The sequence below is a fragment of the Streptomyces sp. NPDC054770 genome (genome assembly GCF_053611985.1).
Window position 1 is genome coordinate 12,844 of the sequence record NZ_JBSHBL010000109.1, and the last position, 16,718, is coordinate 29,561.

At 70.9% G+C, this 16,718-nt stretch carries 15 protein-coding genes and 1 rRNA gene; 8 read left to right on the top strand and 8 right to left on the bottom strand.

The features are described from left to right. Position 1: 1 nt before the first annotated feature. From ACWGKQ_RS47230 to mtrA, 6 genes are all read right to left on the bottom strand, one after another. Positions 2-751, bottom strand: a complete 750-nt coding sequence (locus ACWGKQ_RS47230) for a response regulator (protein ID WP_453298291.1) — start codon at positions 749-751, stop codon at positions 2-4. 208 nt (positions 752-959) lie between these two features. Then, on the bottom strand, positions 960-1,652 hold the full coding sequence (hpf, locus tag ACWGKQ_RS47235) for a ribosome hibernation-promoting factor, HPF/YfiA family (protein ID WP_453298292.1): 693 nt from the start codon (positions 1,650-1,652) through the stop codon (positions 960-962). Between the two features lie 314 nt (positions 1,653-1,966). Next, positions 1,967-2,863 carry a ComF family protein gene (locus tag ACWGKQ_RS47240; RefSeq protein WP_453298293.1) on the bottom strand — a complete coding sequence of 299 codons (897 nt, stop codon included), beginning with the start codon at positions 2,861-2,863 and terminating at the stop codon, positions 1,967-1,969. Positions 2,864-3,047: 184 nt separating this feature from the next. After that, entirely contained in the window at positions 3,048-4,886 is a 1,839-nt protein-coding gene (locus ACWGKQ_RS47245; protein ID WP_453298294.1) for an LpqB family beta-propeller domain-containing protein, read from the bottom strand. Then, a complete protein-coding gene (gene mtrB / locus ACWGKQ_RS47250; RefSeq protein WP_453298295.1) occupies positions 4,876-6,918 on the bottom strand; it encodes an MtrAB system histidine kinase MtrB in 2,043 nt (680 codons plus the stop codon). Before mtrB ends, ACWGKQ_RS47245 begins: the two co-directional genes overlap by 11 nt. Before the next feature lies 1 nt (position 6,919). Next, positions 6,920-7,609 carry a two-component system response regulator MtrA gene (gene mtrA, locus ACWGKQ_RS47255; RefSeq protein ID WP_015659998.1) on the bottom strand — a complete coding sequence of 230 codons (690 nt, stop codon included), beginning with the start codon at positions 7,607-7,609 and terminating at the stop codon, positions 6,920-6,922. Between the two features lie 349 nt (positions 7,610-7,958). Here mtrA and ACWGKQ_RS47260 point away from each other — a divergent pair, with 349 nt between their 5' ends. The 3 genes from ACWGKQ_RS47260 (at position 7,959) to ACWGKQ_RS47270 (ending at position 9,535) form a co-directional block, all read left to right on the top strand. Continuing rightward, positions 7,959-8,420, top strand: coding sequence for a DUF7144 family membrane protein (locus ACWGKQ_RS47260; protein ID WP_453298296.1), 462 nt, complete (start codon positions 7,959-7,961; stop codon positions 8,418-8,420). A gap of 483 nt (positions 8,421-8,903) precedes the next feature. Beyond that, positions 8,904-9,260 carry a tyrosine-type recombinase/integrase gene (locus ACWGKQ_RS47265; RefSeq protein ID WP_453298297.1) on the top strand — a complete coding sequence of 119 codons (357 nt, stop codon included), beginning with the start codon at positions 8,904-8,906 and terminating at the stop codon, positions 9,258-9,260. Further along, positions 9,209-9,535 (top strand): tyrosine-type recombinase/integrase, encoded by a 327-nt coding sequence (locus ACWGKQ_RS47270; protein ID WP_453298298.1) that lies wholly within the window; start codon positions 9,209-9,211, stop codon positions 9,533-9,535. Before ACWGKQ_RS47265 ends, ACWGKQ_RS47270 begins: the two co-directional genes overlap by 52 nt. An 87-nt stretch (positions 9,536-9,622) precedes the next feature. Here the strand turns inward: ACWGKQ_RS47270 and mtnA are convergent, their stop codons facing one another. Further along, entirely contained in the window at positions 9,623-10,765 is a 1,143-nt protein-coding gene (gene mtnA / locus ACWGKQ_RS47275) for an S-methyl-5-thioribose-1-phosphate isomerase (protein ID WP_453298299.1), read from the bottom strand. A gap of 140 nt (positions 10,766-10,905) precedes the next feature. Here mtnA and ACWGKQ_RS47280 point away from each other — a divergent pair, with 140 nt between their 5' ends. Genes ACWGKQ_RS47280 through ACWGKQ_RS47300 form a run of 5 tightly spaced genes read left to right on the top strand, consistent with a single transcriptional unit; the run spans position 10,906 to position 16,567 of the window. Continuing rightward, positions 10,906-12,282 (top strand): hypothetical protein, encoded by a 1,377-nt coding sequence (locus ACWGKQ_RS47280; RefSeq protein ID WP_453298300.1) that lies wholly within the window; start codon positions 10,906-10,908, stop codon positions 12,280-12,282. 34 nt (positions 12,283-12,316) lie between these two features. Beyond that, on the top strand, positions 12,317-13,072 hold the full coding sequence (locus ACWGKQ_RS47285) for a DUF4129 domain-containing protein (protein WP_453298301.1): 756 nt from the start codon (positions 12,317-12,319) through the stop codon (positions 13,070-13,072). Further along, a complete protein-coding gene (locus ACWGKQ_RS47290; RefSeq protein WP_453298302.1) occupies positions 13,069-14,268 on the top strand; it encodes a DUF4350 domain-containing protein in 1,200 nt (399 codons plus the stop codon). The genes ACWGKQ_RS47285 and ACWGKQ_RS47290 overlap by 4 nt, the downstream gene beginning before the upstream one ends. Beyond that, entirely contained in the window at positions 14,268-15,257 is a 990-nt protein-coding gene (locus ACWGKQ_RS47295) for an AAA family ATPase (protein WP_453298304.1), read from the top strand. The genes ACWGKQ_RS47290 and ACWGKQ_RS47295 overlap by 1 nt, the downstream gene beginning before the upstream one ends. Next, positions 15,257-16,567 (top strand): DUF58 domain-containing protein, encoded by a 1,311-nt coding sequence (locus ACWGKQ_RS47300; RefSeq protein WP_453298303.1) that lies wholly within the window; start codon positions 15,257-15,259, stop codon positions 16,565-16,567. Before ACWGKQ_RS47295 ends, ACWGKQ_RS47300 begins: the two co-directional genes overlap by 1 nt. Before the next feature lie 81 nt (positions 16,568-16,648). Here the strand turns inward: ACWGKQ_RS47300 and rrf are convergent. Then, positions 16,649-16,718 (bottom strand): 5S ribosomal RNA (rrf, locus tag ACWGKQ_RS47305); the annotation flags it as partial.

A 16,718-nucleotide genomic window follows, 5' to 3' on the forward strand; every position in this document is an offset into this window, starting at 1 on the left:
CTCAGCGGATCTCGAGGATCTTCTCCCGCATCGCGTAGACCACCGCCTCCATCCTGGAGTGCAGTTGCAGCTTCTCCAGGATGTTGCGCACATGGTTCTTCACGGTGTTCTCGGAGATGAACAACTCCTTCGCGATGTCGCGGTTGTTCATCCCCGTGGCGACCAGCTTGAGCACTTCGAGTTCACGGTCGGTGAGCCGCGGCGCCGGGACCAGCCGGCGCTCGTCGGTGCGCTGGATCATCGACTTGAACTCGGTGAGGAGTTTCGACGCCATGGACGGGCTGATCTGCGACTGTCCGTCGGCCACCGCGCGAATGGCGGTGGCCACCTCGTCGGTGGAGATCTCCTTGAGGAGGTATCCGGTCGCGCCCGCCTTGATCGCGTCGTAGAGATCGGCCTCTTCGTCGCTGATCGTCAGCATGATGATCTTCGCGCTGGGCGCGACCTCCTTGATGGAGGTGCAGGCCTCGATGCCGCCGCGCTTGGGCATCCGGACGTCCATCAGCACGATGTCGGGCAGCAGATCGGCGGCCTTGTCGACGGCCTCCGCGCCGTCGCCCGCCTCCCCGACGACCTGGATGTCCTCCTCTGCGGCGAGCACGATCTCCAGTCCGCGGCGGAAGAGGGCATGGTCGTCGACGACAAGGACTCTGATCGGTTCCTTGCGTGGAGTACCGTCCGCGTCCGGGCCCATGCCGACGACGCCGCCGTCGGCATCACCGTCCTGCATCGGTCCGAAGCTGTCCGCCATCGTTCCTCCCCCTGAAGGCTGTGGCCTGTGGTGCTGTGCCATCCGCCAACCCAAGGCAGCGGCCCACCGGTTGGGCCGTTACGGCCATGATTCCATGCCCGGACGACAACGGGGTGACAGAGCGGGGCGTCAAGTGGTCGCACACCGGTGCCCCTGGGGGCGCACACGGCGCTTCCAGGGGCACCGGCTCAGCTGCCGGCCGGGCGGGTCAGCCGCCCAGCGTGCCTCCTGCCGCGGGGGGTTGCGCCTGGGCAACCATCGGGTCCGTGCTGAGGTGGATGACGCCGTAGTCGTACGCGTGCCGCCGGTAGACGACACTCGGCTCCTTGGTCTCGGAGTCGACGAACAGGTAGAAGTCGTGTCCGACCAGTTCCATCTCGTAGAGGGCCTGGTCGAGGCTCATCGGGGAGGCGACGTGGGTCTTCTCGCGGACGATCAGGGGGCCTTCGCCCTTCACCTCCAGGGAGCCCATCTTCTTGGTGGGCACGCCGTCGGGCTCGTCCTCGTGGACGGGGTGGCCGTTCCCGTTGAGCGTCGCCGCGCCCGGGACGTGGTCGGGGACCTCGGCGGCCGAGATCCGCCGTGCGCCACGGCGCGAGAACCGCTTGTCGTGCTGCTTGCGCAGCCGCGCGTCCAGCTTCTCCGCCGCCAGGTCGAGTGCCGCGTACGGGTCACTGGCCGCTGCCTCCGCCCGGATCACCGGACCGCGGGAGCGGAGCGTGATCTCCACTCGGTCGCAACGGTCGGCCTGTCGGGGGTTGGGCTCCTTGGACACCTCGACGTCGAGGCTGATCACCTTGCCGTCGAGCTTCTGGATCTTCTCCAGCTTCAGCTTCTCGGCCACGTGCTTGCGGAACCGCTCGGGCACCTCGGTCTTGCGGCCCTTGACGACGATGTCCACGCAGAACTCCGTTCCCGGATCGCTCCGCTGCACTGCGGAGCATCTCCCTTTTGCACCCGGCTCCGGTGAACCCCGGAGCCACGGACTCGGCGACTTCACCTCCTCCTCCCCCATGGGCAAGATCTGCACCCCAGCACCGCGATGATTACGGAAAACGCGCGGCACGGCATTCGGATAGGAGAGACATGGCCTGCGGCTTTCTCCCTCACAACCGAACATATCTCGCCCGGACGGATGTCGTCACCCTCTACTGATGCGTACCTCCATTCAGGTGAATTGGCCCCGTCACTACCTGCAACGATGTACGTTCACGGTCAGTTCCGGTTCATTTCGAAAGAATCCGGTGCGGCGGCGACCACAGCCGCACGGACCAGCCCTGCGAGGCCGTTCACCTCGGCCATTCCCACTGCCTCCCGTGTCCACTTCGCTCGCTCTTCCGCTGGTCCGGTCTTCCGTTCCTCCCTTCCTTCCCAAGCCGCGCGCCGATACACGGCCGTTGTCCCCTCTCCTGCCCCCGGGGACGCCGTCGCCTCCCGTACCGCACGAGCCGCCTCCGCAAGGGTGGCGCCCGTGGTGACGAGGTCGTCGACGAGGACGACCCGGCCCCCGGCGAGCAGCCGGGCACCGTCCGCCGTCACCTCCAGCGCACCCGCGAGATTCGCGAACCGCTGCCGGGAGTTGAGCCCCGACTGATCGGCCACGGCCCGCCTGTGCCGCAGCACCGGGGCCACCCGGGCCGAGCCCCCGGCACGCCGCAGCTCCGCGGCCGCCGCGAGGGCGATCCGGCGCACCGGATCATGTCCCCGCGCCCGCACGGCCCACGGCGCGGACGGCACCGGGACGAGCAGCACGGGCCCTGCCGGGCCGGCGCCCCTCGCCGTACCGCTCCACGAGGCGACGATCCGCACGGTCCGGCCGTCCCGGAGCCCGGCCCGCACCGCTCCCGCCAGCGCCGCGCCCAGCGCACCGGCGAGCGCCAGCGCACCGCGCTCCTTGTGGGCGAGCAGAGCCGCCCGTACCTCGTCCGTGTAAGGCGCCGCCGCGTACACCGCCGGCAGCCCGGGCGGCTCCGGCACCGGTCGCACCCGGCGCGGTACGGCCCCGCTCAGGGCGGCACGGCACTCGGCACAGAGCACCGTGCGAGGCGTCCCACAGCCTCCGCACTCGGCCGGTAGCACCAGGTCGGTGAGATCCTGCCACCACCCCCGCATGTGCCCACTGTGCCAATGACCGGCCGGACCGGCCACCCCTGTGGACAACCGCCTGTGGACAACTCTGCGCGACACGCACAGCACGTCACCCACACGGGTGAGGGATCCCTGTCTTGACACGGAAAACGGCCGTCCCGTCGGCTCGACGCCGGACCGGGACGGCCGCTCACCCACGGCTCGGGGCTCAGCCCGGATAGACCGGCACCGACCCGTCCTTGACCACCTTCTGCCACTGGTCCCCGGACGGCAGCCGGACGATCCCGTCGTCCTGCGAGTCGGCCACCAGCGGCACCCGCTCGTCCTCGGACGCGGCGATCGCCAGGACGCCCGTGAGCGCCGCGGGCGCCGGCCCGTCCGGTGTGGAGCCGTCGACCTGGACGTACCGCGTCTGCTGCACGCCGCCCTGCTCGCGCCCAACCACCACGAGCCGGCTGTCGCCGGCCCAGGACATCGCGGTGACCTCCTCGGATCCGGGGGTCGCGGAGCGCAGTTCGAGGACCGAAACCTCCTGCTGGTCGTCGGACTTGGTGCGCTCGATCCGCCCGACGAGCAGCGACTGCTTGCCGCCCTTCTCGACGACGAGCGCGATCCGCACCCCGTCCGCGGCGACCCGAACGCCCTCGATACGGCCGTTCAGTTCCGGGATCTGCACGGCCAGCGGCTGGCCCACGCCCTGCGCCAGCATGTACAGCTGCGGCTTGGCTGGATCCCGGTCGGCCACCCACAGGTCACCGCGGGCGTCCCAGCTCGGTGCGGTCAGCCGGTCGTGCTCGGTCGCACCGTGACTGGTCAGCACGGCGTTGCCCAGCGAACCGTCCGACGCGAGCGAGGCGACGTACAGCGACCTGTCGTCGCTGCTGACCCCGGCCGCGGTCCGCTCGTCGCGGGCGACCGCCACCGACCGCAGCGGCTTGGTGCCCGCGCCGAACGGGCCCGGTACGGCGACCGCGCTGGTGCCGGTGCCGCCGGTCGTCATCCGCACCAGCCGGTGCTTGCCGTCGAGGAAGTACAGGTAGTCGGGGTGCTTGGCGGAGGCGCGCCAGGCGGTGGCCTCGGCCCCCTCCTCGTCGGTGTCGCACATGTGGGCGCCGCCGGCGGACTGCAACGCGACCGAGTCCACGGTGGGCGTCAGGTTCCGCAGCGTGAAGAGCAACTGGGTCGCCATCTCGTTGCACATCGCCGAACCGATCCGGGACGCCTTCACATTCAGCGGCACCGTGATCCGGTTCTGGTCGTCCGGGGTCAGCCCGGACACGCCCTTCTTCAGCGCCGTACCGGTCGGGAAACTCGACCGGACCACCGGGCCGAGCCAGGTGGTGGGGCCGTTCAGCAGCGAACGCACCAGCTGGGTCGTCGGGTCCACGCCGCTGCGCACGAAGACGGGATCGGCGACCACCACCGGCTGCCCGGTCTCCTCGGCCGACGTGTCCGAGGCGAAGTAGTACTTGTCGACGGACGTGTAGTTGCGCTCGAAGTCGGACTTGCCCATCACGACACCCTGCGGCAGTGAGTCGATCCGCCACTGCCTGCTCTTGGCGTCCTTGGTCAGATGGACCGTCCTGCGGTAGGTCCCGTCCGCGGGCGTGTACGCCTGCTGCGCGTCGAGGGTGGCCACCCGGCTGCCCTGGAGCGTGAAGGTGATGCCGTCGGTGCCCTCCCGGCTCGCCGGACGCGCGTCCGTCTGGATGCTCGGCCCGTCCGCCAGCACCATGGCCTGCGACTCCGGCTGCCAGGTCTTCGCGGCGCCCTTGGTCAGATACTTGCGCGCCGTGTCGTAGTTCGGATCGTCACTGGTCAGGGCCTCCAGGAAGCCCTGCACTATCTCTGTGGACGTGGCGTCCTGCTGCGGCGGTATGGCGAACACCCGCACCTGCGTGTCCTGGCGCGGCGTGGACTCGACGTCCCGCAGGTCGCCGCTGTCCGGCATGGAGGCACAGCCCGCCAGCAGTACGACTCCACAGGCGGCGTACGCCACCGCGCGCGCCGGTCTGCGCCGAGCGCCCCCCTCGCGGTCAGCGCCCACGAAATGCCTCCCCTGGCTTGTTCGACTCGTCCGCCCCGCCGGCCTGACCGGTCTCGGGCGTGCCCTCCTGACGCCGTGCGCCCTGGGCCGGGCGGGGCACCACGCGTGCGCCGTTGCCCGGCAGCGCGGTCGGATCGGCCGTGGGAGCCACGGTGGCCATCCGCTGCTGCATCGGTGCGAGCGGCGACGCCTGGCCGCCTGGCTGCACCGGTACCGTCGCCCGTTTGTCCTCGCCGCCACCCGGCAGCCCGGCGCCGTCGACCCCCCGGTTGCGCCGGGAGTCCTTGGGCTCCAGGGGTATCGGCGAGCCCCGCAGCGGCTCGTCCGCCGTCCTGGGGAGCGTCAGCCGGAACTGCGAGCCGCCGCCGGGTTCCCCCCACGCCTGCAACCAGCCGCCGTGCAGCCGCGCGTCCTCCAGGGCGATCGACAGTCCCAGGCCCGTACCGCCGGTGGTACGCGCGCGTGCCGGGTCCGCCCGCCAGAAGCGGCTGAAGACCCGGGTCGCCTCGCCGGGCTTGAGCCCGACGCCGTAGTCGCGCACCGCGACCGCGACCGCGCCGCCGGCCGCCGCCAGCTTGACGACGACGTCCTTGCCCTCGCCGTGCTCCACGGCGTTGACGACGAGGTTGCGCAGCACCCGCTCCACCCGCCGGGCGTCCGCCTCGGCCACCACGGGTTGCAGATCGCCGACCACGCGTATGTGCGTGCCCTTGCGGTCCGCGAGCGGCGCGGCCCCGCTGACCACCCGCCGTACGACCTCCCTGAGGTCTATCGGCTCGGCCTCCAGCGCCGCCGCGCCCGCGTCGAAGCGGCTGATCTCCAGCAGGTCGGCCAGCAGCGACTCGAACCGGTCCAGCTGGTCGGCGAGGAGTTCCGCGGACCGCGCGGTCACCGGGTCGAAGTCCTCGCGTGCCTCGTGGATGACGTCCGCGGCCATCCGCACGGTCGTCAGCGGCGTCCGCAGTTCGTGCGAGACGTCGGACACGAAACGGCGCTGCATCCGCGACAGGTCCTCCAGCTGCTGGATCTTCAGCTGGAGGTTCTGCGCCATCTTGTTGAAGGCCTCGCCGAGCCGCGCGATGTCGTCCTCGCCGGTGACCTTCATCCGCTCCTGGAGCCGCCCCGCCGACAGCCGCTCGGCGATCCCGGCCGCCATCCGCACGGGCGTGACGACCTGGCGCACCACGAGCCAGGCGATGGCTCCGAGGAGTACGACGACGAACAGCCCGGCGGTCGCCAGCGTGCCCTTCACCAGGCTGAGGGACTTCTCCTCCTGGGTGAGCGGGAAGAGGTAGTACAGCTCGTACGGGTCGTTGTTCGGGTCGTTGACCTGCTTGCCGATGACCAGAGCGGGCTGTGACTCCTTGTCGTCCGTGTAGATGATCCGCGTGTAACTCTGCGCGGCGGTCGTGCTGTCGTTGATCCGGGTGCGCAGGTCGTCGGGCACGGATGCCGTCGGGTCGAGCTGACCGGAGGCGCGCGGCCCGCGACCGCCGCCGCCGTTGTTGTCGCCCGCGGGCAGCGTCACCACCTCGAAGGCGCCCTGGCCACCGCTGGACAGGGAATACACGAGGTCGCTCATCCACGAGGTGAGGTTCTGCGACTGCCGTCCGTCCGCCGTCCCGGCGGTGTCATCGGTGCCGGTCGCGGCCTCGTCGGCCTTCTGCTTGGCCACCGCGAAACCACCGGTGGCCTGGCTCTGCGAGGCCTTCACCTTGGCGTCCAGCAGGCCGTTGCGCACCTGCCCGATGACGACGAAGCCGAGCAGCAGCACGACGCCCAGCGACATCAGCAGGGTCGTGACGACGACCTTGAGCTGGATGTTGCGTCGCCACAGCCGCATGACCGGCAGCAACGGCCGCCGCACCCAGCGCATGAACAGGCGCAGCACCGGACTGCCCTGGACCCCGCCCTGGAGCAGTCCGCCCTCGAAGAGCAGGCGCCAGCGCTTGCCCAGCCGTTTCCCGCCGACAGGCCGCTCCGGACGGTCCCCGGACCGACCGGGGGCCGAAGCGGCACTGTCCCCGGACATGTCAGCTGGGTCCCGCCTTGTATCCGACACCACGGACGGTCACCACGATCTCCGGCCGCTCCGGGTCCTTCTCGACCTTGGAGCGCAACCGCTGGACGTGAACATTGACAAGGCGGGTGTCCGCCGCGTGCCGGTAGCCCCAGACCTGCTCCAGGAGCACCTCACGCGTGAACACCTGCCACGGCTTGCGGGCGAGCGCGACCAGCAGGTCGAACTCCAGCGGGGTCAGCGCGATCGACTGCCCGTCCCGCTTCACCGAGTGCCCGGCCACGTCGATGACCAGGTCACCTATGGCGAGCTGCTCGGGCGCCGGCTCCTCCGACCTCCGCAGCCTGGCCCGGATCCGGGCCACCAGCTCCTTCGGCTTGAACGGCTTCACGATGTAGTCGTCCGCGCCCGACTCCAGGCCCACGACCACGTCGACGGTGTCGCTCTTCGCCGTGAGCATCACGATCGGTACCCCGGACTCCGCCCTGATCAGACGGCACACCTCGATACCGTCCCGACCGGGCAGCATCAGGTCCAGGAGCACCAGGTCGGGCTTGGTCTCACGGAAAGCAGCCAGCGCCTTGTCGCCGTCGGCTACGAAAGACGGCTCAAAACCTTCACCACGCAGCACGATGCCGAGCATCTCGGCCAGTGCGGTGTCGTCGTCGACGACAAGGACTCGTCCCTTCATAAACGACATCATCCCATTCTCATAACAGTGAAGGTTGCGCAGGTGACCAGGCTCACCGGCCAGTGACCCTAGCCGCTGGGGGCCGTCACTGTCTGCCCCCGTCCGTCGGCGTTGATGTCAGTGACGGATGTCAGCTCGGCTGGCGAGCATGCAGCGCAGCCCAAGCTGGGCCGTGACGGCACACCGCCAGCCACCAGTGGCCTGATCGGCGCTCACGCGCCTCAACAGGGGTACTGGGGCACCCTTCGCGGCGCCTCCGGCAACGCCGTGATGGCGACGAGGGTTGCAGTCGCGGTGCCGAAGGATTGCGGTGATGCTGTCAGGTGGAGCGTGGCTGGCCTCGCACGGGCAGTGTGCGTGGGTGACCGCGCTGTACAGGAAGGGTGCTGCCATGACAACGGTGCCGGACAGGACACGGAGAGGCCCCGGAAAGCCCGGCAGCGGCGAAACGATCAATGACGCCTCCTCGTTCGCAGGGATCATGATGCTGCTCAGCGGGCCCCTCAGCATTCTTATGGGCGCGTCCGGCATCGCGCAGGACACCCTGTTCGCCGCGTCCCGGTACGCCTACCGGTTCGACCTGACCGCTTGGGGCTGGATTCACCTTGTGATCGGAGTGGCACTTGTCATCACCGGCCTTGGAGTCCTGACAGACCAGAGCTGGGGGCGCGTGGCCGGTGTAGCGGTGGCAGGGATCAGCCTGATCACCCAGTTCATGTTCGTTCCGTACTACCCGTTGTGGGCCATCCCTGCGATGACACTCGACCTCCTGATCCTGTTTGCGCTGACGAGGGTCCATATCGAGACCAGGGGCGGCCGGTGAACCCAGCACTTCACCCTCCGCCGCAGCACAGCGCCCCACAACAACCCACCGCTCTCCCAGCTCCCATCCCGTCTGCCGTCGGCCCAGACACCGTGGAGCGGGCGTGGTTCATGGCGTCCAGGTGGAGCGCGCCACTGTCCGCCGGCACTCGCGAACGGTGCCCCCGCCATCTCGGAGCCTGAGCGCCCCCGCCGGAGGCTGGCTCTGACCGTGGCTGCCTTCTACGGTGATCGACTCATGACCCGGCACAGTCCACGTGAGCGGAGCGCAGCCGGCTTGATGAGGCAGAGAAACCTGTAACAGCTCATGGCCAATACGGGTCTTGGCGCTGGTCAAGCCTCCGTGGTGCCCTGGCAGCAAAGACGCAGCCATGAGGGGACAGGGTGCAGCCGCTGTCGAGTGACTTAGCGCAGAACCGGCGCGGTGCGGAGGAAGATCCAAGAGCTACAGCCGAATCCCATACTGCGGCCTCGCCGGCTGACCGTGTACTACCCGGCGTTCCTGCTGCTGTGCCTGCTCGGTCTGCGCCGGGCTGAGGTGTGCGGGCTGCGGTGGGAGAACATCGATCTCGACAACCGGGTCCTCTGGGTCGAGCAGCAACGGCAGCGGTCGAGCGCCGGCACGATCGACCTGGAGCTGAAGACCGACACGTCGAAGGCGCCGTTGCCGCTGCCGCTGCCGGCTCAGTGCATCGCACCCTTGCGCTGGACCCGGATGCGGACGGCGATGCTTCGTGAGCGTGCGCTGAGCATGGGGCGCCCGTGTGGTTCGAAGATCCGGACGGGCACGTGTTCATCTCGCGGACGGGACACCCGCTCCTGGCCTCGAACCTCTACCTGACCATGCAGCGCGTGATCAAGGATGAGGGACTCGGCAGGATGAACCCGAAGGGGCTGCGGAAGTCCTGCGGCACGCTCCTGGTGCATCTCAAGGTCCACCCCAGGATCGTGAAGGCCGTTCTCCGGCACAGTCGGATCGCCACGACGATGGACATCTACGCTGATGCCCTGGACCCGGACGTGATCGCGGCGGTGGGCCAGCTCGACCACCTGCTTCGGCAGCCGGCTCGGATTCGGGAGCTGGGAGCCGATCGGTCCGACTCCGCCGCTCGCTGATGTAGCCGCTGGATGTCACGGCCCCTTGGCCTGCGAATCGCCGCAGGTGGAGGGGCCGTTTCCGTCGGTCGAGCCGACATCATCCCATTAGCTAATCGTTACCTGGCGTGACCTGGCACACAGCTCGGCAAGGGCCTCAGCAGTCACGGGCGAAACGGCGCCTTCCTCGGTGACGATCGCCGTCACCAACTCGGGCGGCGTCACGTCGAACGCCGGGTTGTACGCCTGGGTCCCCAGGGGTGCCACCGGAATCCCGCTTCCCGCTCCCGCCACCGGCACCTGCGGTGCTGTGACCTCGGTCACCTCATATCCGGGGCGCTGTTCGACCTCGATGGCCGCCCCGTCCGGCGTCTCCGGATCCACTGTCGTCACCGGCGCCACCACGATGAACGGCACATGGTGGTACCGCGCGAGCACCGCAAGCGGATAACTCCCCACCTTGTTCGCCACCGATCCGTCGGCCGCGATCCGGTCCGCCCCGATCAGCACCGCGTCCACCTCCCCCGCCGCGAACAGCGAACCGGCCGCGTTGTCGGTGAGCAAGGTGTACGCCATACCGCTGCGAGCCGCTTCGTATGCCGTCAGGCGAGCACCTTGCAGCAACGGACGCGTTTCGTCCACCCAGAGCCGTCGCAACCGCCCCGCTCGATGGGCCTGGAGGGCCACCGCGAACGCCGTGCCCTCCCCTCCCGACACCAGCGAACCGGTGTTGCAGTGGGTCAGGATCCGGTGCCCTCCGCCGGGCAGCAGCTCGTCAAGGAGCGCGAGCCCGTGCCCGGCCATCCGGGCGCTGGCCTCGGCATCCTCCCGGTGCAGCACCCGCGCCGCGGCCAGCGCCGCCGCGGCCGCCGCCTCGCTGTCACCCCCCTTGGCCAGAGCGGACCGGTACGCCGCCGCGGCCCTGCGCACTCCGACGGAAAGATTCACGGCCGTGGGCCGGGCACTCGACAGCGCCACCGCGGCCTCTTCCACGTCGAAGCCCCGCGCGGCGGCCAGCGCGACGCCGTACGCCCCCGCTATCCCGAGCAGCGGCGCCCCGCGCACCGCGAGCGAACGGATCGCCTCCACCAGCGCCGGCGCGTCCGTGCACACCAGCTCGACCTCCTCGATCGGCAGTCTCGTCTGGTCGAGAAGGACCACCACAGGGCCTTCGGGCGGCTCCTCCCACCGGATCACCGGCATTCCCGTCGGCCGCTTGTCCTCGCCGGTTTGCGCGTACTGATCAGCCATGCGGTCAGTCTGCCCCGTATCCGGCGGACAATTGAAGGTGCGCAGCCTCTACCGCGGCCGGTCACTGGGCGCCCGCCCCATGGCACGATGGCAGCCAACCTGCCACCGCGACAGCGGACGGGCACCGTGAAGGAGCTTCGATGAACGACACTCCGGGCTGGGCCTCGCCCGGATCCGCCCCGTCCGACGGGCGGGAACCCGGCGCGTCCGCCCCTGCCGACCGCCCCGTCCCCGCAGGGCCTGCCGAACAGCCCGCCGATCAACCGGGCGCGGATCCACAGGGCTCCGGCTCGCAGTGGTCCAAGGAACAGCCGCCGCCCGGCCAGTGGTCCGCGCCCACCGGCGCCCCGGCACCAGGCCAGGCACCGCCGCCCCCACCCCCCGGCCCCGGCTGGGGCGGCCAGCCCCCCGGCGGCGGTTACGGAGGCTACGGCGGACCCGGTGGATACGGAGGCCCCGGCGGCTACGGCCCGCCCGGTGGCCACGGAGCCTGGGGCGGCGGCTGGGGCGGCCCCCCGCCCGCCGCCAAGCCCGGCGTGATCCCGCTCCGCCCGCTCGGCGTCGGCGAGATCCTCGACGGCGCCGTCTCCACCATGCGCACCTACTGGCGCACGGTCCTCGGCATCTCGCTGACGGTCGCCGTCATCACCGAGGTCGCGGTGATCCTCCTCCAGGGCCTCGTCCTGAACGACACCGAGACCACCGACGCCCTCAACGACCCGAGCGCCTCCCTCACCGAGATCAGCCGCGCCGCGGGCGAGGTCGCACTCAGCTCGGGCGCCGTCCTGCTGATCACCCTGGTCGGCACCATCATCGCGACAGCCCTGCTGACGACCGTCACCAGCCGCGCCGTGCTCGGCAAGTCCGTCGCCATCGGCGAGGCCTGGCGCGACGCCCGCCCGCAGGTCCTCAAGCTGTGCGGCCTCATCGTCCTGACCGGTCTCATCGCGGTCGGCATCCTGCTCGTCGGCGCACTGCCCGGCATCGTCGTAGCGATCGCCGGCGGCCCCGCAGGCGCCATCGCCGCCCTGCTCATCCTCGGCATCCTTGCCGGTCTCGTCGTCGCCGTGTGGCTGATGGTCCGCTTCTCCCTGGCCTCGCCCGCCCTGATGCTGGAGAAGCAGAGCATCACCAAGTCGCTGGGCCGCTCCATGAAGCTCGTCCGCGGCTCCTGGTGGCGCGTCTTCGGCATCCAGTTCCTCGCCTCGGTCATCGCCAACATCGTCTCGTCGCTCGCCGTGGTCCCCTTCACCCTGCTCGGGGCCTACGCCGGCGGCCACGGCCTGACCGGCTTCCTCCAGAACACCAACGACAACTACGGCTGGACGTTCCTCGTCATCAGCGGCATCGGCTCGGTGATCGGCTCCATGCTCACCTTCCCGATCAACGCGGGCGTCACCGTGCTCCTCTACATCGACCAGCGCATCCGCCGCGAGGCCCTCGACCTCGAACTGGCCCGCGCCGCCGGTGTCGAGAACTACGGCGCCGGCACCCCCGGCACCGTCCCGGGGAGCTGATGCGGTGAGCCCGACGGGGGGAGTCCTCGCAGCGGTGCCCGCAGCCCTGCCACGCGCCGCCGACGAGGCCGTACGAGGCCTGCTGCGGGCCCGGGACACAGCCCTGCTGTCGCTGACCGGCTCGGGCGACCAACCGCCCGTGACCACCCCACGCGATCCCGCGCGGGAGGCGGCACGGCACGAACTGTCCAAGCGGATGTACCACGAGCACGACCCCGGGCTGTTCCAGCGCGCCCTGAACGCCGTCCTGGACTGGGTCGACCGCCTGCTCTCCGCCGCCGCGTCCGCGACGCCCGGAGGCGCGCTGGGCCTGGTCGTCGTGGTCCTGGTCGTCATCGCCGTCCTGGGCGCCCTGTGGTGGCGCCTGGGCACCCCCAGCCGCCAACCCGTCTCCGCCGCAGCCCTGTTCGACGACCGCCCCCGCAGCGCCGCCGAACACCGCGCGGCCGCCGAGGCGCACGCCGCCCAGGGCCACTGGAACCAGGCCCTCCAGGAGCGCATGCGCGCCGTCGTCCGCGCCCTGGAGGAACGCGCTCTGCTCGACGTCCGCCCCGGCCGCACCGCCGACGAGGCCGCCGCCGAAGCCGGCCGCGCCCTGCCCGCCCACACCGACCGGCTGCGCGCCGCGGCCCGGGAGTTCGACGACGTGACATACGGCGGCCGCAGGGCGACCCAGGCGTCGTACGACCGCGTCGCCGACCTCGACCGCGACCTGGAACGCACCAAGCCGGTCCTCGCGAGCAGCACCCACAGCACGGCCCACAACACCCGCCAGGGAGCCGCCGAATGACCACCGGCGTGGCCGCCCTCCCGACCACCTCCACCGCACCCACCACCCGCCAGGTGTGGACCCGCACCCGGGGCATCGTCCTCGCCGTGGTGCTCGTCCTCGCCGGGGCCGTCGCCATCGCCGTCATCCGCTCCGACAACAGGCACGGCGACCTCGACCCGCGCTCCGCGGACCAATACGGCAGCCGCGCCGTCGCCGAACTCCTCGCCGACCGAGGCGTGGACACACGCGTCGTCACCACCCTGGCCGAGGCACGGGCCTCGGCCGGCCGCGACACCACTCTCCTCGTCGCCCTCCCGGACCTGCTGACCCCGCATCAGCAGACCCAGCTGCGAGCGTCGACGGCCCGGTCGGGCGGCCGCACCGTCCTGGTCGCCGCCGGCAGCACCTCCGTCGAACGGCTCGCCCCCGGCGTCACCGCCGACCCCGCCACCAGCGTCAGGTCCACGCTCGCCCCCCACTGCACCCTGGCCGCGGCCCGGCGCGCGGGCAGCGCCGACACCGGTGGCATCCGCTACACCACCACCCACCTCGACGCCGACTCCTGCTACCCCAGCCAGCGCCTGGCCACGCTGCTCCGCATCCCCGCGGCCTCCGGAGACGGAGACACCGTCGTCCTCGGCGCGCCCGACATCCTGCTCAACGACCGCCTCGACGAGCAGGGCAACGCCTCGCTCGCCCTCCAACTCCTCGGCTCCCGCCCCCATCTGGTCTGGTACCTCCCCTCGCTCTCCGACACCACGGCCACCGATACCGGCGACCAGAAATCCCTGTTCGACCTGCTGCCCTCCGGCTGGCTCTGGGGCACACTCCAGCTCTTCATCGCCGCAGCCCTCGCCGCCTTCTGGCGGGCACGCCGACTCGGCCCCCTCGTGCCCGAGAAACTCCCCGTGGCGATCCGCGCCTCCGAAACCGTCGAAGGCCGCGCCCGCCTCTACCGCAAGGCGAGCGCCCGCGACCGCGCCGCCGCCGCTCTTCGCTCCACCGCCCGCACCCGTCTCGCCCCCCTCGTAGGCGTCCCCGTCTCCCAGGCGCACGCGCCCGAGGCCCTGCTCCCCGCCCTGTCCGCGCACCTCCGCGGCGACGGACAGGCCCTGCAAGCACTGCTCTTCGGACCGCCGCCCGGCGACGACGCGGCCCTCATCGCCCTCACCGACCAGCTCGACGCCCTCGAAAGAGAGGTACGCCGTCCATGATGGACCCGACCACTGACAACGCCGGGAGCACCGGGAACCCGGCCGACGCCAGGGCCTCCCTGGAGGCCCTGCGCGCAGAGATCGCCAAAGCCGTGGTCGGCCAGGACCCTGCCGTGACCGGCCTCGTCGTCGCCCTTCTCTGCCGCGGACACGTTCTCCTTGAAGGAGTCCCCGGAGTCGCCAAAACGTTGCTCGTCCGCGCCCTGGCATCCGCGCTCGAACTCGACACCAAGCGAGTCCAGTTCACCCCCGACCTCATGCCGAGCGATATCACGGGCTCCCTCGTCTACGACACCCGCACCGCCGCGTTCTCCTTCCAGCCCGGCCCGGTCTTCACCAACCTCCTCCTCGCGGACGAGATCAACCGCACCCCGCCCAAGACCCAGTCGTCCCTCCTCGAAGCCATGGAGGAACGCCAGGTCACCGTCGACGGCACCCCGCGCCTCCTCCCCGACCCGTTCCTGGTCGCCGCGACCCAGAACCCCGTCGAGTACGAGGGCACGTACCCTCTCCCCGAGGCCCAACTCGACCGCTTCCTGCTCAAACTGACGATCCCTCTCCCCTCCCGCCAGGACGAGATCGACGTCCTCACCCGGCACGCCGAGGGCTTCAACCCGCGCGACCTGCGTGCCGCCGGCGTACGCCCCGTCGCAGGCCCCGCCAACCTCGAAGCCGCCCGCGCCGCCGTCGCCAAGACGACCGTCTCCCCCGAGATCACCGCCTACGTGGTCGACATCTGCCGTGCCACCCGCGAGTCGCCCTCCCTCACCCTCGGCGTCTCCCCGCGCGGCGCCACCGCCCTCCTGGCCACCTCTCGCGCCTGGGCCTGGCTGACCGGCCGCGACTACGTCATTCCCGACGACGTCAAAGCCCTCGCCCTGCCCACCCTCCGCCACCGCGTCCAACTCCGCCCGGAGGCCGAGATGGAGGGCGTGACCGCCGACTCCGTCATCAACGCGATCCTCGCCCACGTCCCGGTACCCCGCTGATGCCCCTCACCGGACGCGCCGCCCTCGTCGCGGCCATCGGATCGATCCCCATCGGCATCTGGGAGCCGAGCTGGACGGGCATCCTCGCCGTGAACGGCCCGCTGGCGCTCGCCTGTGCCTGTGACTTCGCCCTGGCCGCCCCGGTACGACGCCTCGTACTGGCCCGCTCCGGCGACACGTCCGCCCGCCTGGGCGAGACCGCGGACGTCACTCTGACGGTGACCAACCCGTCCGGGCGCCCGCTCCGGGCCCGTCTCAGGGACGGCTGGCCGCCGAGCAGTTGGCAGCCTGGCACGGAGGTCGAGGCCTCACGCCACCGCCTGACCGTCCCCCCGGGCGAACGCCGGCGCGTCACGACCCGCCTGCGCCCCACCCGCCGCGGCGACCGCCAGGCGGACCGCGTCACGATCCGCTCCTACGGCCCCCTCGGCCTGTTCTCCCGCCAGAGCGGCCACAGAGTGCCCTGGACTGTCAGGGTTCTGCCCCCCTTCACCAGCCGCAAGCACCTGCCGTCGAAACTCGCCCGATTGCGTGAACTCGACGGCCGCACCAGCGTTCTGACCCGCGGCGAGGGCACAGAATTCGACAGCCTGCGCGAGTACGTGCCCGGCGACGACACCCGCTCCATCGACTGGCGCGCAACCGCACGGCAGTCCGCGGTCGCGGTACGCACCTGGCGTCCCGAACGCGACCGGCACATCCTCCTCGTCCTGGACACCGGCCGCACCTCCGCCGGCCGAGTCGGCGACGCCCCCCGCCTGGACGCCTCCATGGATGCGGCACTCCTCCTCGCGGCCCTCGCCTCCCGCGCGGGCGACCGCGTGGATCTCCTCGCCTACGACCGCCGGGTCCGTGCCCTCGTCCAAGGCCGCGCCGCAGGTGACGTCCTCCCGTCCCTGGTCAACGCGATGGCCGCGCTGGAGCCCGAGCTCGTCGAAACCGACGCCCGCGGGCTCACCGCCACCGCGCTCCGTACGGCCCCACGCCGTTCCCTGATCGTCCTGCTCACAACGCTCGACACGGCCCCGGTCGAACAGGGCCTGCTTCCCGTGCTCGCCCAGCTGACCCAACGCCACACGGTTCTGCTCGCTTCAGTGGCCGATCCGCATATCGCCCGCATGGCGACGGCTCGTGGAAACGCCGACGCGGTGTACGAGGCAGCGGCGGCCGCACAGGCCCAGAGCGAACGGCACCGGACTGCGGAGCAACTCCGCCGACACGGCGTGACGGTCGTGGACGCGACACCCGATGATCTCGCCCCCGCGTTGGCGGACGCGTACCTCGCGCTGAAGGCAGCAGGCCGGCTCTGACTTTCCCCTGAGCAGGCCTGCTCAGCCCCCTATAACGCAGAAAACCCCCGCATCATTGATGCGGGGGTTTTCTCAATATTTGTTCGGCGGTGTCCTACTCTCCCACAGGGTCCCCCCTGCAGTACCATCGGCGCTGTAAGGCTTAGCTTCC